The sequence below is a fragment of the Paenibacillus sp. GXUN7292 genome (assembly GCF_050864975.1).
In the GTDB taxonomy this organism is placed as follows: domain Bacteria; phylum Bacillota; class Bacilli; order Paenibacillales; family Paenibacillaceae; genus Pristimantibacillus.
Map to the genome: position 1 here is coordinate 43,364 of NZ_JBOZWO010000021.1, position 23,726 is coordinate 67,089.

The 23,726-nt window shown below is 50.2% G+C and carries 16 protein-coding genes; 4 read left to right on the top strand and 12 right to left on the bottom strand.

Translation table 11 applies throughout. The features are described 5' to 3' along the window. Positions 1-127: 127 nt before the first annotated feature. From ACRRU2_RS17310 to ACRRU2_RS17340, 7 genes are all read right to left on the bottom strand, one after another. Positions 128-397 (bottom strand): hypothetical protein, encoded by a 270-nt coding sequence (locus ACRRU2_RS17310; RefSeq protein WP_331701940.1) that lies wholly within the window; start codon positions 395-397, stop codon positions 128-130. 107 nt (positions 398-504) lie between these two features. Further along, the gene (locus ACRRU2_RS17315; RefSeq protein WP_331701939.1) at positions 505-939 is read right to left on the bottom strand and encodes a PaaI family thioesterase; all 435 of its coding nucleotides are present in this window, start codon (positions 937-939) and stop codon (positions 505-507) included. Positions 940-944: 5 nt separating this feature from the next. Further along, entirely contained in the window at positions 945-3,029 is a 2,085-nt protein-coding gene (locus ACRRU2_RS17320) for a long-chain-fatty-acid--CoA ligase (protein WP_432503549.1), read from the bottom strand. A 16-nt stretch (positions 3,030-3,045) separates the two neighbouring features. Beyond that, a complete protein-coding gene (locus ACRRU2_RS17325; protein ID WP_432503551.1) occupies positions 3,046-4,839 on the bottom strand; it encodes an acyl-CoA dehydrogenase family protein in 1,794 nt (597 codons plus the stop codon). 42 nt (positions 4,840-4,881) lie between these two features. Continuing rightward, positions 4,882-6,105: an acetyl-CoA C-acyltransferase gene (locus ACRRU2_RS17330; protein ID WP_432503553.1), complete on the bottom strand. Its 1,224-nt coding sequence runs from the start codon at positions 6,103-6,105 to the stop codon at positions 4,882-4,884. A 31-nt stretch (positions 6,106-6,136) separates the two neighbouring features. After that, positions 6,137-8,572 (bottom strand): 3-hydroxyacyl-CoA dehydrogenase NAD-binding domain-containing protein, encoded by a 2,436-nt coding sequence (locus tag ACRRU2_RS17335; RefSeq protein ID WP_432503613.1) that lies wholly within the window; start codon positions 8,570-8,572, stop codon positions 6,137-6,139. A 25-nt stretch (positions 8,573-8,597) separates the two neighbouring features. After that, complete coding sequence (locus ACRRU2_RS17340; RefSeq protein WP_432503615.1) at positions 8,598-10,850, bottom strand: (Fe-S)-binding protein; 2,253 nt, start codon at positions 10,848-10,850, stop codon at positions 8,598-8,600. A 378-nt stretch (positions 10,851-11,228) separates the two neighbouring features. On the opposite strand from ACRRU2_RS17340, the gene ACRRU2_RS17345 reads away from it, so the two are divergent. Together ACRRU2_RS17345 and ACRRU2_RS17350 are read left to right on the top strand one after the other, a co-directional pair. Next, positions 11,229-12,023, top strand: a complete 795-nt coding sequence (locus ACRRU2_RS17345; RefSeq protein ID WP_432503555.1) for an electron transfer flavoprotein subunit beta/FixA family protein — start codon at positions 11,229-11,231, stop codon at positions 12,021-12,023. Positions 12,024-12,075: 52 nt separating this feature from the next. Beyond that, positions 12,076-13,083 carry an electron transfer flavoprotein subunit alpha/FixB family protein gene (locus ACRRU2_RS17350; RefSeq protein ID WP_432503557.1) on the top strand — a complete coding sequence of 336 codons (1,008 nt, stop codon included), beginning with the start codon at positions 12,076-12,078 and terminating at the stop codon, positions 13,081-13,083. Between the two features lie 411 nt (positions 13,084-13,494). On the opposite strand, the gene ACRRU2_RS17355 is transcribed toward ACRRU2_RS17350, so the two are convergent. The 4 genes from ACRRU2_RS17355 to ACRRU2_RS17370 all read right to left on the bottom strand — a co-directional run bounded on the left by ACRRU2_RS17355 (position 13,495) and on the right by ACRRU2_RS17370 (position 17,034). Continuing rightward, a complete protein-coding gene (locus ACRRU2_RS17355) occupies positions 13,495-14,088 on the bottom strand; it encodes an acyl-CoA thioesterase (protein WP_432503559.1) in 594 nt (197 codons plus the stop codon). Continuing rightward, entirely contained in the window at positions 14,033-15,196 is a 1,164-nt protein-coding gene (locus tag ACRRU2_RS17360) for a YecA family protein (RefSeq protein ID WP_432503561.1), read from the bottom strand. Before ACRRU2_RS17360 ends, ACRRU2_RS17355 begins: the two co-directional genes overlap by 56 nt. A 235-nt stretch (positions 15,197-15,431) precedes the next feature. After that, complete coding sequence (locus ACRRU2_RS17365) at positions 15,432-16,097, bottom strand: SOS response-associated peptidase (protein WP_432503563.1); 666 nt, start codon at positions 16,095-16,097, stop codon at positions 15,432-15,434. Positions 16,098-16,179: 82 nt separating this feature from the next. Continuing rightward, on the bottom strand, positions 16,180-17,034 hold the full coding sequence (locus tag ACRRU2_RS17370; RefSeq protein ID WP_331701931.1) for an AraC family transcriptional regulator: 855 nt from the start codon (positions 17,032-17,034) through the stop codon (positions 16,180-16,182). Between the two features lie 134 nt (positions 17,035-17,168). Here ACRRU2_RS17370 and ilvA point away from each other — a divergent pair, with 134 nt between their 5' ends. Both ilvA and ACRRU2_RS17380 read left to right on the top strand, forming a co-directional pair. Continuing rightward, a complete protein-coding gene (gene ilvA, locus ACRRU2_RS17375; protein ID WP_432503565.1) occupies positions 17,169-18,437 on the top strand; it encodes a threonine ammonia-lyase IlvA in 1,269 nt (422 codons plus the stop codon). A gap of 603 nt (positions 18,438-19,040) precedes the next feature. Then, complete coding sequence (locus tag ACRRU2_RS17380) at positions 19,041-23,018, top strand: collagen-like protein (RefSeq protein ID WP_432503566.1); 3,978 nt, start codon at positions 19,041-19,043, stop codon at positions 23,016-23,018. Between the two features lie 96 nt (positions 23,019-23,114). On the opposite strand, the gene ACRRU2_RS17385 is transcribed toward ACRRU2_RS17380, so the two are convergent. After that, entirely contained in the window at positions 23,115-23,672 is a 558-nt protein-coding gene (locus ACRRU2_RS17385; protein ID WP_432503568.1) for a hypothetical protein, read from the bottom strand. Between the last annotated feature and the right edge of the window lie 54 nt (positions 23,673-23,726).

Consider the following 23,726-nt stretch of genomic DNA (forward strand, 5'->3'; position numbering starts at 1 on the left):
AGAACGGTTGCGGCTCTTACACCGCTCGCCCAATCGGTGCAGGCAACTCCATGGCCAATGAGTCACAATGTTTTCACTTTTCTTACTATTATATCAGTTTGATGTTCTATTTGAAAGTAAACAATTTTTAATGTTCTGACTTTTCTTGAATGTCAGACTTTTCTGCGGATGAGCCAGCTGGTTTTTCTACATATATATTATGTTCATTATGTTCATTTTTCCATACGTGGTTATCGTTATTTTTCAATGATTTCCCTGCAGAATGATTTGAAAAAGTCTCATTGGCCGCGGCTGCAAGCCTATCCTTGCGATATATACGTAAATAAGCAGCTACACCAATAACAGCTACAGCAATTCCAAATGCTAACACTAAAACAGTAAGCCATACAGGTACCACGCATGAGACCTCCTTTTCCATTTATTAGTTAGTATAACCAATAAAAAAGTCTCAAGCAACTTTCGTGGAACTGCCTGTATGGAAAATGATGGATTTTCTTTTTTGGACTAAGATATAATTCGATACAGCCCGCTAGACCATGCCAGCAGCTGTCCTTTTTCATCCTCAACCTCCGCTTGCAAGGTAATCGATCGTTTCGTCCGATGCAACAGCGTCGCTTTACATTGAAGCTTGCCGCCATTGCAGCTAGCTAAAAAATGAGTATTCATCGTAGCTGTTACTACCCGCTCATTTTGAGCATCACTCATAACCACCAGCCCCATCGCATTATCCATCAGCGACATGTATACACCGCCATGAACGATACCGAGTAAATTTAAATGCTCCGCTTCCGCTTCAAGGCTAATAATAGCGCTGTTTGTCGTAACCGAAAGTAATTCACAGCCTAATTTCCCCCAAAATGTTGTCTCAGCTCGCTTGGACAGCTTCATCAATTTGTCAGTAAAGTTTGGTTCCGCCCGGTCAGATTGAATGTCATCCACATGACTCACTCCTTGTTGTTTGCCTGCGAGGCTGTTTTTTGCAGCTCTTCCTCAACCAGTTGACGACGCAGCACTTTACCGACCATTGTTTTGGGCAGCGAATCGCGATACTCATACTTATGTGGCACTTTATATGCGGCAAGCCGTTCTCTGCACCAAATATTGAGCTGCTCCACAGAAACCTTGCAGCCCGCCTTAAGCACGATAAAAGCTTTGACTGTTTCTCCTCGATATACATCGCTTATGCCAATAACAGATACCTCTTTTACTGCTGGGTGCTCAAATAGCACTTCCTCTACCTCGCGCGGATAAATATTAAAACCTCCGGCAATAATAACATCCTTGATACGATCTATAATTGTAAAATAACCGTCCTCATCCATCGTGGCCAGGTCGCCTGTATGGAGCCAGCCATTTCGAAGCACGGCTTTCGATTCCTCTTCGCGATTCCAGTAGCCGGCCATCACCTGGGGACCACGTATGACAAGCTCGCCGATTTCTCCGGCAGGAAGCCGTTCATCCGTTATAGGATCGAAAATTGCCGCATCCGTATCCGGAAAAGGAACCCCGATCGTTCCTGTTTTTCTTCGTCCCCAAATAGGATTGGCATGAGTTACCGGAGAGGCTTCTGTTAGCCCATATCCTTCTATTAACCTGCCTCCGGTTAATTTTTCAAATTGCTCCTGTACCTCGAGCGGCAAGGCAGCCGATCCGCTTATACATACTTCTATTGATGAAAGATCCAAATGACTTGCCTTGTCATGATGAATCAAGCCAACATACATCGTAGGCGCACCCGGGAAAATCGTAGGCTTCATCGATTCAATTGTCTCCAGTACCTTGTCTATTTCAAAACGCGGCAGCAAGATGAGCATACCGCCGGAATAAACGGACATATTCATGAGAACAGTAAGACCAAATACATGAAATAACGGCAGCGCTGCCAAATATTTTTCTTCGCCAAACTTCATTCTGTAACACCATGCTGATGTTTGTATCGTATTGGAAACGAGATTTCTGTGAGTCAGCATGACTCCTTTTGGTTTGCCGGTTGTTCCACCTGTATATTGTAACGCGGCAAGCTCATTACCATAAACCAGCTCCGGCAGCTCGACGGAAGATACCGTTCGGTCTGCTATCCATCTGCGATAGGCGACAACACCATGGCTGCCGTATGGAATTTTTGCTTTAAAGCCTTCTTTACGCTGTTTAATCGGATAAAGAAGATTTTTAGGAAATGGCAATCCGTCTTTTATAGAAGTGACAATGACATGTTTAAGCTTAGGAAGCCTGTTCTCTTCAGCATCAGAGCCGCGAATTTTATGCAATCGCGGATAAAGCATATCAAGTACGATAATGGCAGACGCTTCGCTATCCTGCAGCTGGAATAACAGCTCCCGCTCTACATATAGAGGATTAGTCTGTACAACAATGGCTCCTGCCAGTAGAACGCCATAATAAGCTGTTACCGCCTGGGGGCAGTTAGGAAGCATAATTGCGACACGATCTCCCTGCTTAATTCCACTTGCAATTAAATTTTGAGCTAGTCGCACAGCAGCCTTGTGCAGCTCTTGATATGTCATTGTTTTACCCATAAAATACAAGGCGTTATGCTTCGGATATTTCTTAGCTGCATCCAATAAAAACTGCGCAATATTGACATCGGGATAATACAGGCTAGGCGCCACATCAAGCGGATACGACTTCAGCCATGGCCGCTGCTCGCGAAGCAGCTGCGCCTCATCCTTTGCGTCTGGCTCCGGATCAGCCTCAACCGCTGGCTCTGCTGAATCATTTCCAACTTCTGCCCCCGCTTCAATATTCTCATCGTTACCTACTTGCACTTCCGCTCCAACATCCGCCTCGGTATCAACTTCTACACTTGCTTCACGCTCACCCCCGCTATCCGCCTCGGCTTCTGCTGCCAAACCCGCTTCGATTGCAGTGCTATCTTCAAGTTCAGCTGACAACGCCAACTCAACTCCGCTATCTGCGGCAATATCGGATGCTCCCGCTTCTGTTTGTTCCGCCTGATTTTGAGCATGCTGCTGCTCAGAAGCTGCATCCCTGCTCGGCTTTTGCGAATCCATCTCATTCCCTCCCTGTTTACACTACATAGTGTTCACTGCGAATGACACGGGCTGCGATTTCACGCTTCAGCTTAGTTATGTTTACTAGTGGGGATTTCATAAGCTTTCGGAGCACGGACAATTGAATACGTAAGCCGTCATCCTGCTCAAGTGTCGTTAATGCCTGCTTGGCGATTGATTCAAGCTTATCCATAGCCTCCTGGATATACACTTCTGTCATCGTTGCTGCTAATGATGAAGCAGCTGCCGCCCCTGCACGTTCCATCATTTTCTTTGTTCGCAAATAAGCACTTTCCATCGCATAAATAAGGATCATCATATCCGCCAAAATGGCGAGCACCTCTTGCTCCTGCTCCAGCCTAGTTCCGAGTTTTTGTACAGCGATTCCGCCTACAGCCAAAAATGCTTTTTTTGCTTGGCTTATGCGATACTGCTCCTTGCTCAGCGACGCTATAAATTCGGGAGCCATATTAGGCTCAAGCAGCTCTGCCTGAAGCTTTTGGACTTTTTCTAGAAGCGGAAGCTCTCCCTTCATTGCTTTTTTTAGCAAGGTCCCTGGTATAAGCAGACGATTGATTTCGTTTGTTCCCTCGAATATCCGGTTAATGCGGGAGTCACGGTAAATCCGCTCTACTTTGTATTCGCGTATATAACCATAACCCCCATGAATTTGCACACCTTCATCAGCAATAAAATCAAGCGCTTCTGTGGCAAATACTTTAACAATTGAGCATTCAAGCGCATACTCGCTTATAGCGGAAGCGGCCAACCGTCCGGCATCAGCCCGGTCTGCACCTGCATCCGTCTCATCGGATTCACTCAGCATGCTATCGATTAAGCCTGCCGTACGATACACCATGCTTTCCATGACGTACGTTAAAATATTCATATCCGCCAGCTTGCCTCCAATAAGCGGGAAGGAGGATATCATCTGTCCAAACTGCTTCCTTGTATTTGCATAACGGGATGCAAGCTCTATCGTTTCCTTCGAGGTCCCAAGGCAAGCCGCCCCCAGTTTAAAACGGCCAATATTTAAAATATTAAATGCAATATGATGTCCTTTTCCGATTTCCCCCAGCACATTGGCTACGGGTACATGCAAATCCTCAAAATACAGCGGGCAGGTAGAAGAGCCCTTTATGCCCATTTTTTTCTCCTCGGGACCAACACTGAAGCCTTCCATATTGCGCTCCACGATAAAGGCTGTAAATTTGTCTCCGTCTATTTTGGCATATACGATAAACAAGTCGGCAAAACCGGCATTCGTAATATAAAGCTTGGAGCCGTTTAAAATATAATGCGTGCCCGCTTCATTCAGCTTCGCCACCGTCTTTGCGCCCAGCGCATCCGAGCCGGACGCAGGCTCAGTCAAGCAGTAAGCGGCTATCTTTTTGCCTGCAGCCAGATCCGGCAAGTAAGCTTGCTTCTGCTCCTCCGACCCGAAAAATACGATTGGCAATGTACCGATGCCTGTATGTGCGCCCACTGATAAAGCGAAGGAGGATGAAGCGGCGAGTGTCTCGGCCAGCAGTGTTGTGCTTACTTTATCAAGCCCTATGCCGCCATACCGCTCAGGCACATCAGCTCCCAGCAGCCCCATATCACCTGCAAGTCGCATCAGCTTAGTAGTCAGCTCATAATCCAGCGCTTCAATTTCTTCGTCATGGGGGACAATTTCTGTTTCTAAAAAGCCTCTTGCCGCCAACCCCAGCATGCTCTGTTCTTCTGTAAAATCCTCAGGTGCAGCAATATTTGCGGGATTGATATCCTCTATAACAAACCTTCCGCCTCTTCTAATCTTCTCAGACATTGCTTAAGCTCCTTTCGCGCCAATATACTAAAACCTCTGAGCCTATTCGCCGTTTTCTCCGTACACCTCAAATACTGCCGCAGCGCCCATTCCGCCGCCGATACACATAGATACAATCCCTACTCCGCCGCCTCGTCTGCCCAGCTCATGGAGCAGGGAAACCGTCAGCTTCGTCCCCGTGCAGCCAAGCGGATGACCGAGTGCAATAGCGCCGCCATTCACATTGATTCGTTCTTCAGGCAAATCCAGCTCTTGTATGATAGGAATGCACTGCGCTGCGAATGCTTCATTTATTTCATAAAGGTCAATATGCTCCTTTGTAATTCCAGCCCTGGCAATCGCCTGCGGTATCGCAACGATAGGCCCAATGCCCATTATCTCTGGCGCGACGCCCGCCACACTGTAGCTGCGCACTGCTGCGAGCGGCATTAGCCCCAGCTCGCGCGCTTTTTTTCTGCTCATTACGATTACGGCAGCCGCACCATCGCTCATTTGCGAAGAGTTGCCGGCAGTGACCGTTCCGTCGCGGGCAAAGGATGGCTTAAGCTTGGCAAGCACTTCCTCCGAAGTATCCGCGCGCACTCCCTCATCCTCAGAAAATATAAACTTCTCCTCCCATGGCCTGCCTTTCTCATCTGTGCCCGATCTCGTAGCTTCTATTGAAACGATCTCATTTTTGAATTTATCCTCCGCAATTGCCTTAGCCGCCTTGCGATGGCTGCTTGCGGCAAAAGCATCCTGCTGCTGCCGCGTTATGCCATATTGCTTAGCAACCTCCTCTGCCGTATGTCCCATTCCCATATATACCTCAGGCATCGTATCCATAATTTCCGGGTGCGGCGACAGATGAAAGCCAGTCATCGGTACATGACTCATGCTTTCAACCCCTCCCGCTAAGACGACATCTGCTTCGCCAAGCTTAATGCGCTGCGCGGCGTATACGATAGACTGCAGGCCAGATGCGCAAAAACGGTTTACCGTAACTGCCGGCGTCGTCACCGGCAAGCCTGCATACAACGAAATAATGCGTGCAAAATTTAACCCCTGCTCGCCCTCAGGCATCGCGCAGCCAATAATGACATCCTCTACAGCATCCAGACCAAGACCCGGCACCTGTGCAAGCGCGCCTGTAATAACGGCTCTGCCCAAATCCTCGGCGCGCACCTCTGCCAGACTGCCCTTCTTTGCTTTCCCGACAGCAGTTCGCACTGCTGCCACTATTACCGCATCCCGATCCTGTTCAATGAAGCAAAGCTGTGCTGACATTTATGCACTCTCCTTTCCCGATAACAGCTTTCTAATTGCGAAGCGGCTTGCCAAAAGTCAGCATATGGCTGATGCGCTCCTGTGTTTTTCGCTCGCCGCAAAGGCTCAGGAATGCTTCGCACTCCAGATCAAGCATATACTGCTCGCTTACCTCCGTACCTGAGCGGACATTGCCTCCCGCCAGCACATGAGCAAGCTTGCTGCCAATATGAGCGTCGTATTCACTAATAGCGCCGCTCAGCAGCATGGAATGAACAGCCAGCTTCAGCACCGCTTTTCCTTCACGCCCTGCAACTGCAAATCTTTCCTCCCGCGCAGGAGTATAACCGCAGCGATCCAGTTCAAGAACGGCCCGCTTCGCTTCTGCAATACGGGCATCCTGCCGCATAATAACGCGATCCTGCTCGCGCAACAGCCCCAGCTTCTTGGCATCATGCCCGCTGACAGACGCTTTGCCCATCGCAAGCGTCTCAAATACTTTATTAAGATGCGGCTGAAGATTCAGCCCGCTCAGAGCATCTCTAGCAGCTTCAGCGCGTCCTGCCGCCAGCAGCGCGGCTTCCTTTGAGCCGCCCCCAGCCGGGATTAAGCCTACCCCTGTTTCTACTAATCCAAAATAGGTTTCCGGCGACAATATAATTTGATCCGCAGGCAAGCAAGCTTCAACACCGCCGCCAAGCGTCATGCGGTGCGGCGCTGCTACCAGTGGGCGGCCCATTCTTTTCAGCCTCAGCATACTGCTCTGGAAGAAGCGTATAATATCTTCTACTTCATCCCAGTCGCCATTTTGCGCTTCCATAAGCAGAAGCACGAGATTGGCTCCGACGCAAAAATTCCGCCCTTCATTCGCCAGCACAAGACCGCGCCAATTTTGCTCCACCTCCGGTACAGCCTGCCTGATTGCAGACAGCACATCGCTGCCTATCGCATTGTTTGCCGAATGGAACTCCAGACATACTACGTCGTCGCCAATGTCAATCAAGCTCGCACCTGCCGTCGCCAGAACCGTTTTGCCTGATGCCTTCAGCGCTGCTAATGAAATAACGTCCCGCTCCTGCACTTCTTTCACATACTGGCCGCTATGCACATAAAATCTCTTTTCTTCATCCTGCTTATAAAAGCTTTCATGTCCAGCAGCAAGCCATTCCTCTACCCATTCCGGCAATTGCTCGCCTTCCTGCCTCATGCGCTCAGCCGTCTGACGCAAGCCAACCGCATCCCAAAGCTCGAACGGGCCAAGCTCCCAGTTAAAGCCCCATTTCATAGCCCTATCAATATCTACAATCGAATCGGCTATAATTCCTACTTGCTTGGCAGAGTACAGCCAAGTCGCTTTAAGAATCGTCCAGACGAACTGGGCATAAGGGCTGGCTGAATCGGTTTTTAATATCGCTTTCGTCTTGGCAGCTGTTCCTTTGGCTGCTTTGGCAGCATCAATAATTGGCGATTGCACGCTTTGTGAAGGCTCGTAATTCAGCGTTCCCCAACGTACAGCCTCAATCTTGGATTTGCCGTTCTTATCTTTCTGCTTGCGATAAAATCCAGCCCCTGACTTTTCTCCCAATCTTCCTTCAGCTACTAGCTGCTCTAGTACCGCCGGCTTTGTAAACAGCTGACGCTCTTCTTCGTCCCCGCTTCGTTCACGCACATTATCAATAACATGCAGCAAGGTATCAAGACCGATCAAATCAAGCATGCGGTAGGTAGCAGATTTCGGCCTGCCTAGCGCAGGACCGGTCAGGGCATCCGCTTCTTCAACGGTTAGCTTAAATTGCTCGGTAGCGGCCAGTGTAACGAGCATGCCGTGAGCGCCGATTCGGTTGGCAATAAAGTTCGGCGTATCCTTGGCGATGACGACTCCTTTGCCAAGCCGCTCCGTGCATATTGCGGACAGTGCAGCAAGCGCCTCCTTGCTTGTATGCGCCGTCGGAACAAGCTCGACAAGCTTCATATAGCGGGGCGGATTAAAGAAGTGCGCAGCAGCAAAATGCTTTTTAAAATCCTCGCTTCTGCCTTCCTGCATATCAGCTACAGAAAGTCCAGAGGTGTTCGTGCTGACAAGCGCTCCTTCCTTGCGCCATTTATCGATCCAACCCAGCACCTCCTTCTTGATATCGAGCCGTTCCACTACTGCCTCTATAATCCAGTCCGCCTCCGCTAAAGCAGGTCCTGCATCCGCCAGATTGCCTGGAGTAATCCGCCTAATAAAATCCGTATCGTATAGATGCGCCGGCTTAGCCTTGCTCAGCCTTTCCAAGGATGCCGCCGCCAGCTTGTTTCTTACGCTGGCATCCTGCAGCTTTTTACCCTGCTGCTTCTCTTGATCTGTCAATTCATTAGGCGCCTGATCGAGCAGCAATACCTCAAAGCCCGCATTGGCCAGCTGAGCAGCTATGCCTGCGCCCATCACACCGGAGCCTATTACCGCAGCGCGCTGCCAAGGCAAGCTGCGCAGCCTGTTTATCATTTCTGTCATGACTACATTCACCCCGCTATTCTATCCTTTTGCCAAACACGCTTAATGCCAGCAGCTCTGCAATATCGCGAGCAGCTACCGAACCGTCATCCTTAAGAGATTTAATGCCATCCTCCATCATCGTCAAGCAATAAGGGCATGCCGAGCTGATAACGGTTGGCGACACCTCAAGCGCCTGCTTCGTTCTTGCATAATTGATGCGCGTCCCAGCGTTTTCCTCCATCCACATCATGCCGCCGCCTGCTCCGCAGCACATCGCGTTAGAGCCTGAACGCTTCATTTCTTTCAATTGCATGCCTGGAATTGACCGGGCAATTTGCCTCGGCGCTTCATAGGAATCGTTATACCTGCCCATGTAACAAGAATCATGTATCGTAATCGTTTCGTTAACGTCGTGCTGAGGGGCAATCCTCCCCTGCTCTATTAAAGAAGCTAGCAGCTCGCTATGATGCTCGATCACAATATCTCCGGTCAAGCCAAAATCCGGATACTCATGCTTGAACGTATGATACGTATGCGGGCAGGCGGTTACGATATGCTTCATATTATATTTTTGAATGGTTGCTATATTTTCTTTGCAAAGCTCCTGGAATAATAACTCATTGCCCATTCTTCTTGCTGTATCTCCCGAGCTTCGCTCCTCCCCGCCAAGCGTTCCAAATGAAAGCCCCGCCTGCTCGAGCAGTCTAACGAGGTCAAAAAGCACCTTGCGGCTTCTTGCATCATAAGCCCCCATCGAACCTGCCCATATGACCACATCAGGCTGCTCGCCAATAATACTGAGCTCCTTCATCGTTCTTACGCGAATACCGGTTTGCTTCTCGCACTCTTCCATCCAGGCTGCGCGATCCGCTCGCGGCAAGCCCCACGGATTACTCTGACGTTCTATATTAGATAGCGCCCGCTGCCCGTCTGACGGCAGCTTGCCCTCCATCAACACTAAACTTCGCCTCATGTCGATTATTTTATCTACATGCTCATTCCCGACAGGGCATTGCTCCTCGCAATTGCGGCAGGTTGTGCAAGACCATAGCTCCTCCTCTGTAATAACGTCTCCAATCAGAGACAGCTCCTCAGCCTTGGCTGCCTGACTTATTTGCCAGCTTTCCTCCTGAAAAAGCATCGTGTCTGCTATGCCAATCGCGATGTCAGAGCTCGCCGCAGGCAGCTGCGCACTCTCTTCCGCAGCTTTGATCTTGCTTAAATCCAGTCCTTCCCATAGAGGGATAGCTGCTCCCATTCTATGTGCGCCAGACACCTGCTTATGAACGAGCCCCATTGGCATCCATGGGGACTTGCTAGTAATAGCAGCTCCCTTCTCTGTCAAATGATCACGAAGCTTCGTAATCAAATGCATAGGCGACAGCAGCTTACCGGTATTGGAGGCCGGGCATACATTCGTGCAGCGTCCGCATTCCACGCAAGCGTACAAATCAAGCAGCTGCTTCTGATTAAATTGCTCAATGCTGCCCACGCCGAACGTTTCTGCCTCCTCATCCTCCAGATCAAGGGGCGCCAGCTTGACTGCCTGCTCGCCTCTTCTGAACCAAATGTTGACCGGGGCTGTTAATAAATGAAAATGCTTGGACTGAGGAACATAGACGAGAAAACTAAGCAAAATAAGCAGATGCAGCCACCAGAACAGCTCGAGCCCTGCCACAGCCGCAATGCTGCCGGCTTTAATACCTACACCAAGCAGCACTGTTTCCAGCAAGCCGCTAATAGGCGCATGCCAGCCTGAAGGATGGGGACCGCTGTATACAAGCCGCTCAAAAGCAAGCGTCGCAAGCACAGTCAGCATCAAAGAACCGATAAACCACAACACAATAGAAGGCTTCCAGCCCCGCTTCAAGCGCTCCAGCCTTTCTCCGTAACGACGATAGCCGCCATATATAAGCGCTGCCAAAATAAGCAATACCGTAATCTCTTGTATGAAGGTGAACAGCTTAAAGTCAAAAAACGGCAGCACCTGGCCGTTATTCAGCCTTTTCCATATCAAATCAATAGCTCCAAACTGAAGTACAATGAAGCCGTAAAAATAAAAGACGTGCATTAGGCCGCTTTTTATATCATTTAATAATCTGCGGTGCCCGAGCACTTCCGCTGTAAAGCCCGTTCGCGGCTTTCTCCCTTGGCTCTTATGCTCAAATACAGCTGGAGTACCCAGTCGGATATAACCGATTCTTCTCCAGACAGCCATGCCAAAAAAACTAACCGCCGCAATGGTCAGCACAATTGCCAGCAAAAGCCTGGTCCAGTGGATCACCATTTCCACCAATGAAATACCTCCTCTCTCCCAAGGATAAATGTCTCCGCCGTCCTTTGGACTGGCGCGTTTACCGATGAAATATAAGAACAGATGTAAGGTGCAAAAACTTATACTTTCTTATATTTCGAAATAAGCTTCCATAGCGGCTTGCTTCATGCTGTTGCTTGCTGCTTCGCATGAAGCCGCTTCTTCCTGTTATGCCTGAGATAGTTTTCTAAATATATGAAAAACTTTGAATGAACATGCTTCTTTGTTCGTTTTTAAAGGCGGTCTAATGAACCTTGTAAAAGCATACAGTAGCATAGGAGACTGCCGATTCATTGAACGCGGAGGACAGTTTCTATTAACCCGTTCTATTTCAGTAAAAGAGGTGATAGCATGCAGCGTATTGTAGTGCTGCTGAAGCAAACCTTCGATACGGAGGAAAAAATATTGTTTCATGATGACGGAAGCATAGATGATCGCGAAGCCAAGCTCGTAATTAATCCTTATGATGAATATGCGCTTGAAGAAGCGATTAGACAAAAGGAGCAGCACGGAGGAACGGTAACCGTTATTACATGCGGAAATGAAAAAGCTGAGGAAGCGCTGCGCACTGCGCTGGCGATTGGGGCAGACGAAGCCATTCGCCTTGCGCAAGACAAGCTGCCTGATGACAGCTTCGAGCTTGCCAAAGCGCTTGCGGCAGCTATAGAGCCGCTGCAGCCGGATTTGCTGCTTGCAGGCTTATTCGCAGTCGACAGCGGCTCGGGCAGCGTCGCATTGCAGGTAGCGCAGCGGCTGCAAATTCCGCATGCATCAGCAGCTGTCAAGCTTGCGATACGTACGGCTGACCAGCTGGAACAGACGCCTATCACAGGCGCCAGCCATTATGCGGTAGTTGAGCAGGACATCGAGGGGGATGCTCAAACGGCGATTTTGCCTTTGCCGGCACTTATTACTGCCCAGCAAGGTCTTAACGAGCCTCGTTACCCTTCCCTGCCTAATATTATGAAAGCGAAGCGAAAGCCGCTGCATACCGTGCAGCCCGATGCCGGCAGCGTGCCCGCACGAACGCTTCGCACAAGGCTTATGCCGAAACCGCCTAGAGCAGCGGGTATCCGATTGGAGGGCGATGCCAGGCAGCAGGCTTTATCCCTTGTCTCCGCCCTGCAAAACAAAGGGCTGCTCTAAAACAGATAACAAAACATATGCATTTTAAGATCTTTAAAAGGGAGGTGCTTCTTTGCAACAAACGATTCTAGTATTTGCAGAATGCCGTGACGGCCAGCTGCGCCGCGTCGCATTCGAAGCTCTTCAGGCAGCAAGAGTACTGGCCGGATCAGATGGCAGCGTGCACGCTCTTCTATGTGCAAGTTCCGCTGCCAGGGACAATTTGGCTAAAGCGCTGGCTGCGCGGGGCGCCGACGTCGTACATATCGCAGATGCGGCTCAACCTTCAAGCAGCCCGGCAGAATACATTCATGCGGCACTGTCAGCTGCAACCGATCTTATTAAGCCGCAAACCGTTCTAATGGGGCATACCGCTCTCGGCAGAGAGCTGGCACCGCGGCTTGCTGCCGCCAAGGGAGCTGGGCATATTGCTGATGCAACGGCAATGGAAATCGACTCAACTGGCGAAGGAGTCAGCTTTATTCGTCCGATTTATGCGGGAAAAGCATTCGAGCATAGACGGTTTCAAACGAATGAATTGCGAATTGTAACGATTCGCCCGAATAACTTTCCTGCTGCTGAAGCGTCAGACAGCGCAGAAGCTGACAGCTGCACCATTCAAACCCTTGCCTTTGAGCCGCCGACGCTGCATACGATTATTAGCGAGGTTGTACGACGCGCAAACGGTCAAATGGATCTTTCTGAAGCGGATGTCGTCGTAGCGGGCGGCAGAGGAGTTCGCAGCGCTGACGGCTTCAAGCCCCTGAAGGAGCTGGCGGATGCTCTGGGAGGCGCAGTTGGGGCATCCCGCGCGGCTTGTGATGCAGGCTATTGCGATTACGCCCTGCAGATTGGGCAGACTGGCAAGGTCGTTACGCCAACCTTATACATCGCTTGCGGAATAAGCGGGGCTATTCAGCATTTGGCGGGCATGAGCCAATCACGGACGATTATTGCGATTAATAAAGATCCCGATGCCCCTATCTTTTCTGTCGCTGACTATGGCATCGTAGGCGATTTATTTGAAGTCGTGCCCATTCTTACAGAAGAAATATTAAAGCTGAAAGCAGCGAGCTCCTAGCCAAGGCAAGGATAAACGGCTCCGAGCAATGATGAACTTCTAAGGGTTGCCATAAACGCTATTCGTGCAAAAATGACCGCTTGAATTTTCTTACGGTTGCTAGTGTGCTTAATTCCCCAAAAAGCACTGATTTTGCGCGAGGAATCGTACAATAGCGCTCGTAGCAACCGTTAAAATCTCAAATGAGCTAAAATAATCGAAATAAGCATCTTCGGCAACCGTTAGGGTAATTTGTCAGCTGCATTATGCATTTATGCCGATTTCCACTCTATGAAAGTTGAGTTTGTAAATTCTGTATTTCAAAAAAAGGGGGATCCTTATCGTCAACTTGACGATAGGGATCCCCTTATTGATACGTAGCTCCTCGAATCGATATCTCAGAATCGACGTGGCAGACGTTCCGCTATTCAGCTACATGTTAATATCCTCGCCTTCGTAGGCAGCAATTATATCTCGGGCAAACTGCGGAATAGGCGTGCTTTTTCCCGTAACTGTATCCACCAGAACAATCGTCCCTCTGCCTGCTGCCTTCAATGCTTCGCCCACAACAATGGCGTATTCGATATCAATCGATGACCGTCCGATTCGCGCAGCTCTCACATGGAGATTCATTACATCCTTCAAATAAAGCTGCATCAAATACTGGCATTCCAAATCTGCGACAACAGAAACAGCCTGCTCGCCGAACAAGGCATCTGTTAAGCCGAGATTTTCAAAATACTCAATACGTCCCTGTTCAAAATACATAAAATAGCTGACATTATTAACATGCCCGAGCATGTCTGTCTCGCAATAGCGGATTTTGATAGGCACTGAAAACTTAAACTTTTTCAACCAGCCCTCAGCGTCTGGCTGCACAAAAGATGTTTTTTTCATAAGAGCGGCTCCAATCCAGCTGTACTGTACGAATTGTGCAATTCTTCTATCCCACTCAACACTGCAGCAGCCATTAAGCGCCGCAACATTTTTTATATTTCTTTCCGCTGCCGCAAGTGCAAGGCTCATTCCGGCCAACCTTTGCTTTAGCTGTCGAGCTGCTAACTGCAGCAACAGCTTGCTTGGACTCATTTTGTTCGAACATATTCTTAAGTTCGTAAGGCGTATGCCCAGCATTCGACCAAAGCCTAGTATTGTTGTACACCTCATTAATGATTGAGCTCACTAAATGTACTTGCTCGGCAGATTCAAATACAATATCTCTTCGTACAAACTCATCCATAATATCGGACATCGATGATTCCATCGAACAGGCAAGCTGAATATCATCTATCAACATTTCAAGGAAATCCTTGTCCTTGCACAAATAAGCCCCAACATAGTCATATAAAGTTTGCAGCTGCGACGTTACCTCATAATAACCAGAATCAGCATATTTCAGTAATTCTTTTGCTTCAGGCTCATAAAACGGTTTTCCGCTGCGTTTGAGCAGCAAATCAGCTAACTCGTTGCTAGTCTTCTCATCATCAAAATAACTGCTGGCGATATACGGCGGCTGCCATGTAAATATTTGCTGCTTCTGTAAAAACTTATTCACATACTGCATAAGCTCTTCCTCTGTCAGCTGAGCCGCTTGCTGCTTATTAAACACTTCGACCAATTGCTCAGGCTTAAACGCGCCATATAGATTGGAGAAAGCCGCAATATAGTTGTGTACAAGCTGATACTGGCGCTTTTCCTTTCTAACAGTTTGCTTATTCAAGCTTTCCCAGGTATCCCTAATTTCATCAGCTATTACTAAATATATATGATCCTCATAATAAAATAAGTGAATGATTCCAGCGTCCTGCAAATACGAGTAGAATCCTATTGGAGCTCCATCATAAACAAGCGGCTGCTTGCTATTCATAACTTCATCAAACAGCATCCACTCACGCTCGCCCATTATAACCAACGTATCAAGTAAATACTGGGCATCTGAAATAGCAGGCACAAGTGCGGCTGCCAGCTCGTCCTTGCCCATTTTGGATCGGCCGGCAATTTGATGCTGCGCAGCAAAAGCTTGCAGCTTTGTTTTGGTAAGCAGCCGCAATATATTCTCCAGCTTGGTTTCTACATCCTGTTTAATAGCTGTCTTCTTGTTCATTTCAAAATGATATTCTGTATAATCTTGCATTTCTAAAAATCCTCCCATTAATCAGGCAAAACAGAAAACTATCGTATAGTCCGTTTCATCAAATATATTTTATTATACACGTATCGCTTAAGACTGGCTATTCGGAGCACTGGGAAGAAGCATACATAGGCAATTGTGAGCAAGCATTCCTTCTCGCCGCCAAGTGGCTTCATCATTCCAAAAGATAAAAAGCTGCCTCGTTAGCGGGGCAGCCTGTTTTACGTCGTATCAATAGCTAAGCGTAATCGATCTCGCGCACACAATCCGGAGATTCATACTGATCATCGCGGACAGCATTCGTAACAGGATAGGCTCTCATAAAATAACTGTCCAGCGGCACAAGATGCTTCCGCAGCTGATCGATTTGATGTATATGCGGATGCAGCCACTCCTCAATCCCTTCCTCGTCCAAAATAATCGGCACGTTCGGCTGCCAAACCGACATCGCTCCCGACATTTCCGCGGTCAGCATTGTAAAAGCTCTTATTTCTTCCCCGCCCGGCGAGCGCCAGCGATCAAAAATACCTGCAATTCCAAACAAGGGCTTGCTAGGCAAGACGATATGCATCGCGCGAGGATCGCGCTCCTGCCCCACCTGTTTTTGGCCATAAAAACCGCTGCATGGTATTACGCAGCGCTGCCTGCTGAGCATCCGGCCTAAAAAAGCTTTTCGAGTCATTTGATCATAGGAAGTATTGACAGCATCCTTTGCCCAAAAAGGGAACAGCCCCCAGCGAGCCTGCTGCAGCGTCCGCACCTCATGTCTGTCATTCATTATTATTGCCGCTGAATGAGTAGGCGTAATATTAAAACGTTGTGTATCACTTTGCAACGCTTTTCGCACATGAAATTTATCTACTATCTTTCCAGTCTCAGCAGATAACGAAAACCGGTCAATCATCGCAATCGCTCCTGTTCTGCAATCCATCGTATTTGCGTAATTGAATCCAGTTTTTGCTACCGGCTGTTATTTTATGCATAAACTATTCATTCATAAATCTTTTGCGGTACCGAAGCGGAGATATACCCGTATGCTCGGTAAATAATCTTGAAAAATGAGGGGTTTGCTTAAAGCCTGTTTCCTCCGCTACTTTAGCTATAGGCCAATCCGTTCTTAGCAGCAGCAGCTTCGCTTGATCGAGTCGGTAGAACAGCAAATACTGCTGAGGCGTGCAATCAAAAACTTCAAGCATGCAGCGTGTAATATAGTTAATATGGCGCTTCAACTCATGGCTAAGCACTGTATTGGTAACCGTTTGCTTGTAATGCTGTTTTAAATAGGCAGCTGTACGCTCAGCAACCGATATCGCCGCTCCGGCCATTTCAGATTTCCACTGTTCATCGAGCAAGCGCAGCAAAGCCAGAAAGGCTTCCTGCTTGTTCCAAAACCCGCTTGGATCCGAGCTTGCAGCTGCTGCGTGCAGCTGTGCGAACATAGCTTTGGCCTCATTTATCGCGGCAAGCCTCATATGCTTGGCCATTCTTATCACATAGCTGTAATGGTCGCCTAACAGCGTGGCCTGCTCCTGCTGAACAGTTTCCTCCCACGCTCCAACCGTTTGAAATTGCACCCAATCAAAGGTCGTTCTTTCACTGCATGGCTGAAATGATGCATGCTTGCGGTCCGGCCGCAGAACTAGCGCATCGCCTTGCTTAAGCGTCCATTTTCTGTCTCCCTCTGCAATATGAAGCGTGCCCGAATTGACGAACAATAATCCAAATACACCTACATTTGATCGGCTCGGATACTCTTCTCCAGTGTCATAGACAACATGTTCTGATTCTATAAAAAAGGGCAATGGCGGTGAGCGAAATGTTAGAAGCAGTTCTTCTTGCACCTTAAATCTCTCCTTGAAAGCAAACAAAATAGTGGCAGTTTAAATTAACTAACGTCATGTTACTTGAAACACTATTACTTGTCCATGTTATGTTATAATTAATTATTAGACATATCGAAAAAGGATGATAGGAAATGAATGAAGCTTCTGTACCATCGGGGCGTATCAGCCTCGAAGAGATTGTTCAAGCTCAAATGCATTTAAAGGATGTCGTAGTTCGGACTCCTCTTCAACATAATCGCGTTTTATCAGAACGATACAATTGTAATATTTTACTCAAAAGAGAAGACTTGCAAGTAGTGCGCTCCTTCAAAATCCGCGGGGCTTACCATTTAATACGTTCCTTATCTGAAGAAACGCTGCAAAAAGGAGTGGTATGCGCAAGCGCAGGCAATCACGCGCAAGGCGTTGCCTACTCCTGCCAAACTCTTGGCATTCCCGGAAAAATCTATATGCCCAGCACTACACCAAGGCAAAAGGTCAATCAGGTGTCTTTCTTCGGCGGCAAAGACGTTGAAATTGTATTGACAGGCGATACCTTTGACGACGCTTATGAGGCGGCAATGTCCGAAAGCCAGCGGAGCGGCATGGCTTTTATTCACCCCTTTGATGATCGTAAAATTATTGCCGGGAACGGAACTGTTGGACAAGAATTGATGGAAAAGGCTGATTCAGTGCCGGATTATGTATTTTTGTCGGTTGGAGGCGGCGGTCTTGCGGCCGGCGTAGCCTCTTATATCAAGAGCGTTTCCCCATCTATCAAAATTATTGGCGTCGAACCTGAAGGTGCAGCATCGATGACGGCGTCTATTGAAGCAGGCCATGTTGTTTCATTGGACAAAATAGACAAGTTTGTAGATGGAGCAGCAGTCAAAAAGAGCGGCGAGCTTACCTATATGATTTGCCGGGAATTGCTTGATGATATCGTTGTCGTGCCTGAAGGTAAAGTTTGTACTACCCTTCTGGACCTTTACAATGAAAACGCGATTGTCGCTGAACCGGCCGGAGCGCTGCCCGTTGCTGCGCTTGACGCTTATCGTGAGCAATTGGAAGGTAAAACCGTCGTATGCATTATAAGCGGCGGCAATAACGATGTCGACCGTATGCAGGAAATGAAAGAACGGTCCTTAATCTATGAGGGTTATAAGCATTACTTTATGGTCAGTTTCCCGCAACGCGCCGGTGCTCTGCGTGAATTTCTTGATCAGGTGCTTGGTCCTAATGATGATATTACCCGCTTCGAGTATACGAAAAAATCAAACAAAGACAATGGTCCTGCACTAGTAGGCATTGAACTTAAGCATCGTGAAGATTATGCTCCGCTGGTGGAGCGCATGAGCAAAAAGGGCTTCCAGTTCCTTGAGCTGAATAAGGACCCTGTCCTGTTTAACCTATTAATTTAATATTGCTATGCAGCTGTTACATTATTAATCATACATGAAATAGAGTCTCAGTAAAAAGGTTCTCGTACCTACTTTTTGCTGAGACTCTTATTTTTTTTCGCTATTTCCTCTACTCCTATCTATTTAATAGAAGCCCTCTTTTATCTCCCTTGGTGATCTCGTCTCATATTATACTCCCTGTTCTGTGTAGATCTTTTTGGCCATAATAAACTAGTTATTATTCATATAAAAATCAAAAATTAATATTTTTAAAGTCGAATACCCACGCATTTTATTTACAAGGACCATAGAATAGAGCAAATCCAATAGGAGGTGTGTAAACTGAGTACTATAAAGAAAAAGAAGGTTAGTCTTACAAAATGCAAACGGGTAATAACCGTATGCAAATGCAAGACTAAGAAAACGTCGTGGAAAAAAAAGAAGACTTCTCTCTCCAAAAAGTCCAAGCATTCCTCTAAGAAGCATCGCTGCATTCACGCAAAATGCAAGCGAGGTCCTGAAGGCCCTCGCGGCAAACGCGGTAAAAGAGGACATGACGGATCTCGCGGACCGCGCGGCTACAGAGGCAAGCGTGGTAAAAGAGGACCTCAAGGCTACGATGGTTTGCCTGGCGAAATCGGACCGACGGGACCTAGAGGTTTAGGTTTAGACGGTGCTGTTATTTTTGATCCTGCTGACGAACCGAACTATCCAGAAGGACAGGTCGTTCTTTACAACGGCAGCACTTATATTGTCAACAATGCTCCGCCATCTGGTTCACCTGATACCTCGCCCGACTATACTTTAATTGCTTCAGCGGGTGCCACTGGAGCTACTGGTGCTACTGGACCGTACGGCGAAGGACCAACTGGACCATCCGGTGAAAGAGGTGCTACAGGGGCGACTGGAGCTACGGGCGCTACTGGACCATACGGCGAAGGACCAACCGGACCATCCGGTGAAAGAGGTGCTACTGGAGCGACTGGAGCGACTGGTGCTACTGGACCGTACGGCGAAGGGCCAACTGGGCCATCCGGTGAGAGAGGTGCTACAGGGGCGACTGGAGCTACGGGAGCGACAGGGGCCACTGGACCGTACGGCGAAGGGCCAACTGGACCATCCGGTGAAAGAGGTGCTACTGGAGCGACTGGAGCGACGGGAGCGACGGGTGCTACTGGACCGTACGGCGAAGGGCCAACTGGAGCTACTGGCGCGACGGGTGCTGATGGAGCTACTGGCGCGACGGGTGCCGACGGAGCGACAGGTGCGACTGGAGCTGACGGAGCGACGGGTGCTGATGGAGCTACTGGTGCTACGGGTGCCGACGGAGCGACTGGTGCTACGGGTGCCGATGGAGCTACTGGTGCGACGGGTGCTGATGGAGCTACTGGTGCGACGGGTGCCGATGGAGCTACGGGTGCTACGGGTGCCGATGGAGCTACTGGTGCGACGGGTGCTGATGGAGCTACTGGTGCGACAGGTGCCGACGGAGCTACGGGTGCTACGGGTGCCGATGGAGCTACTGGTGCGACGGGTGCTGATGGAGCTACTGGTGCGACAGGTGCCGACGGAGCTACGGGTGCTACGGGTGCCGATGGAGCGACTGGCGCTACGGGTGCCGACGGAGCTCCTGGTGCGACGGGTGCGACAGGTGCCGACGGAGCGACTGGCGCTACAGGTGCCGATGGAGCGACAGGTGCTACTGGAGCTGACGGAGCGACGGGTGCTGATGGCGCGACGGGTGCGACAGGTGCCGACGGAGCGACGGGTGCTACTGGTGCCGACGGAGCTACTGGCGCTACGGGTGCTGATGGAGCTACTGGTGCGACGGGTGCCGATGGCGCTACTGGTGCGACGGGGGCTACTGGAGCTGACGGGGCTACTGGAGCAACAGGTGCTGATGGAGCGACTGGTGCTACTGGAGCCGACGGAGCGACTGGTGCTACGGGTGCTGATGGAGCGACTGGTGCGACGGGTGCCGACGGAGCTACTGGTGCTACTGGTGCTACGGGTGCCGACGGAGCTACTGGAGCTGACGGAGCTACTGGCGCTACAGGTGCCGACGGAGCGACAGGTGCTACTGGAGCTGACGGAGCGACGGGTGCTGATGGAGCTACTGGCGCTACTGGTGCCGACGGAGCGACAGGTGCTACTGGAGCTGACGGAGCGACGGGTGCTGATGGCGCGACGGGTGCGACAGGTGCCGACGGAGCGACTGGCGCTACAGGTGCCGATGGAGCGACTGGCGCTACGGGTGCCGACGGAGCTACTGGCGCTACTGGAGCCGACGGAGCTACGGGTGCTACTGGAGCTGACGGAGCGACGGGTGCTGATGGCGCGACGGGTGCTACAGGTGCCGACGGAGCGACAGGTGCTACTGGAGCTGACGGAGCGACGGGTGCTGATGGCGCTACTGGTGCTACAGGTGCCGACGGAGCTACTGGCGCTACAGGTGCCGATGGAGCTACTGGCGCTACAGGTGCCGACGGAGCTACTGGTGCTACTGGCGCTACAGGTGCCGATGGAGCGACGGGTGCCGACGGAGCTACTGGCGCTACTGGTGCTGATGGCGCTACTGGTGCTACGGGTGCCGACGGAGCTACTGGCGCTACTGGTGCCGACGGAGCGACAGGTGCTACTGGAGCTGACGGAGCGACGGGTGCTGATGGCGCTACTGGTGCTACAGGCGCCGATGGAGCTACTGGCGCGACGGGTGCCGACGGAGCTACTGGCGCTACTGGTGCCGACGGAGCGACAGGTGCCGACGGAGCTACTGGCGCTACAGGTGCCGACGGAGCGACAGGTGCTACTGGAGCTGACGGAGCTACTGGTGCTGATGGCGCTACTGGTGCTACAGGTGCCGATGGAGCGACGGGTGCTGATGGTGCCGACGGAGCTACTGGTGCGACGGGTGCTGATGGCGCTACTGGCGCTACAGGTGCCGACGGAGCGACAGGTGCTACTGGAGCTGATGGAGCTACTGGTGCTACGGGTGCCGACGGAGCTACTGGCGCTACGGGTGCGACAGGTGCCGACGGAGCTACTGGCGCGACGGGTGCTGATGGAGCTACGGGTGCTACTGGCGCGACGGGTGCCGACGGAGCTACTGGCGCGACGGGTGCCGACGGAGCTACTGGCGCGACGGGTGCTGATGGAGCTACTGGCGCGACGGGTGCCGACGGAGCTACTGGCGCTACGGGTGCCGATGGAGCTACTGGCGCTACAGGTGCCGACGGAGCGACAGGTGCTACTGGCGCTGACGGAGCGACGGGTGCTGATGGCGCTACTGGCGCGACGGGTGCTGATGGCGCTACGGGTGCTACTGGCGCTGACGGAGCTACGGGTGCTACTGGTGCTGACGGAGCTACTGGAGCAACAGGTGCTGACGGAGCTACTGGCGCGACAGGTGCCGATGGAGCTACTGGTGCGACAGGTGCCGATGGAGCCACTGGCGCGACGGGTGCCGACGGAGCTACTGGCGCGACGGGTGCTGATGGAGCTACTGGTGCTACGGGTGCCGATGGAGCTACTGGCGCTACAGGTGCCGATGGAGCTACTGGCGCTACAGGTGCCGATGGAGCAACAGGTGCTGATGGAGCTGACGGAGCTACTGGCGCGACGGGTGCCGACGGAGCTACTGGCGCGACAGGTGCCGATGGAGCTACTGGTGCGACGGGTGCTGACGGAGCTACTGGCGCGACGGGTGACGACGGAGCGACTGGTGCGACGGGTGCTGATGGAGCTACTGGTGCTACAGGTGCCGATGGAGCTACTGGCGCTACAGGTGCCGATGGAGCTACTGGTGCGACGGGTGCTGACGGAGCTACTGGCGCGACGGGTGCCGACGGAGCTACTGGTGCGACGGGTGCTGATGGAGCTACTGGTGCTACGGGTGCTGATGGAGCTACTGGCGCGACGGGTGCCGACGGAGCTACTGGCGCTACAGGTGCCGATGGAGCTACTGGTGCGACGGGTGCTGATGGAGCTACGGGTGCTACGGGTGCTACGGGTGCCGACGGAGCGACGGGTGCGACTGGCGATATTGGACCAACGGGACCTACAGGGCCTACTGGCGAACCTGGACCAGGCGCTCTAATTCCATTCTCATCCGGACTGCCTGTTGCATTAACAAGTCTTGTATCTGGACTTGCTGGAAACGTCGGGTTGATAGGCTTTGGCAATAGTGGAACTACAGCATTGCTTGTAGGCCAAGAAATCGACTTGACCGGGGCTGCCGGTACACTGCTAAACTTCGCTTACAGCATGCCGCGTGATGGCGTCATTACTGGCATGGCAGCATACTTTAGCATTACTGCCGCTCTTTCCCTCTTAACTGGTTCAGTTACTCTAACTGCAACTATGTATCAATCAACCGGTACGGACAATATATTCTCTCCTGTACCTGGCGCGACAGTAACACTAGCTCCTTCACTAACAGGCATACTTGCTATTGGTACTGCGGCTAGAGGTATTACAACTGGGCTTAATATACCTGTCACTGCAGGAACTCGCTTGCTGTTAGTAATTTCTGCAGAAACTGCAGGCATTGCTGTCCTTCAGACAACTGCAGGCTATGCAAGCGCAGGACTAGTGATTGAGTAAGAGTTGTGATTGTTAAACGAAATTAATAACGGAAGGGCGTACCCAAATCATTAATAAATGACTTCGGGCACGCCCTTTCTATATCGCTCCAGCCTATTACCAACCTAACCAATCAAGGCGATTAAGTCCCAGCTTTAGCTTGACGCTCTCAGTTGTCACATTCATTGTCTTTATACTGACAATGTCATCAGCGGGCAATTCAATAGGTACATTTATTGGCTCCAATAATTGCACAGGCAGCTTAATCTTTTTCATAGCCAAAGAAACAGGCACCAGCTGTAAGTTCGGTTTATTCCAAGTCAAGTCATAATCAGCCACTATTTGTGCATCTACCACGCCTCTATATTTTATATGCAAAAGTGCTATAATTCCGCCATCACGCAGCTGAAAATCAGCGCCTTTAATCGTTATGTCCTCGGAATATTCCGGTATCAAATTTTTTTTAATAAGATTATTTACCTCTCTCTGTGTGAGTTCTATATCTAAGCTGCGCTTTTGTACATTTTCCAATATTTTATCCGCAATTGATATGTTGGAATAATTAAGGTCGAGATTATCCGAAGGTCTGATGTAAATAATTAAGCTTACTGTTATAATAACTGCCACTAATAGTATTATCATTAGCCAAGCAAACAACCGTTTCAATGTCTTCATCTGAAACCTCCCAGCAGTTTTTTCGTACAATATTTAACAAATGAATCATTTAAT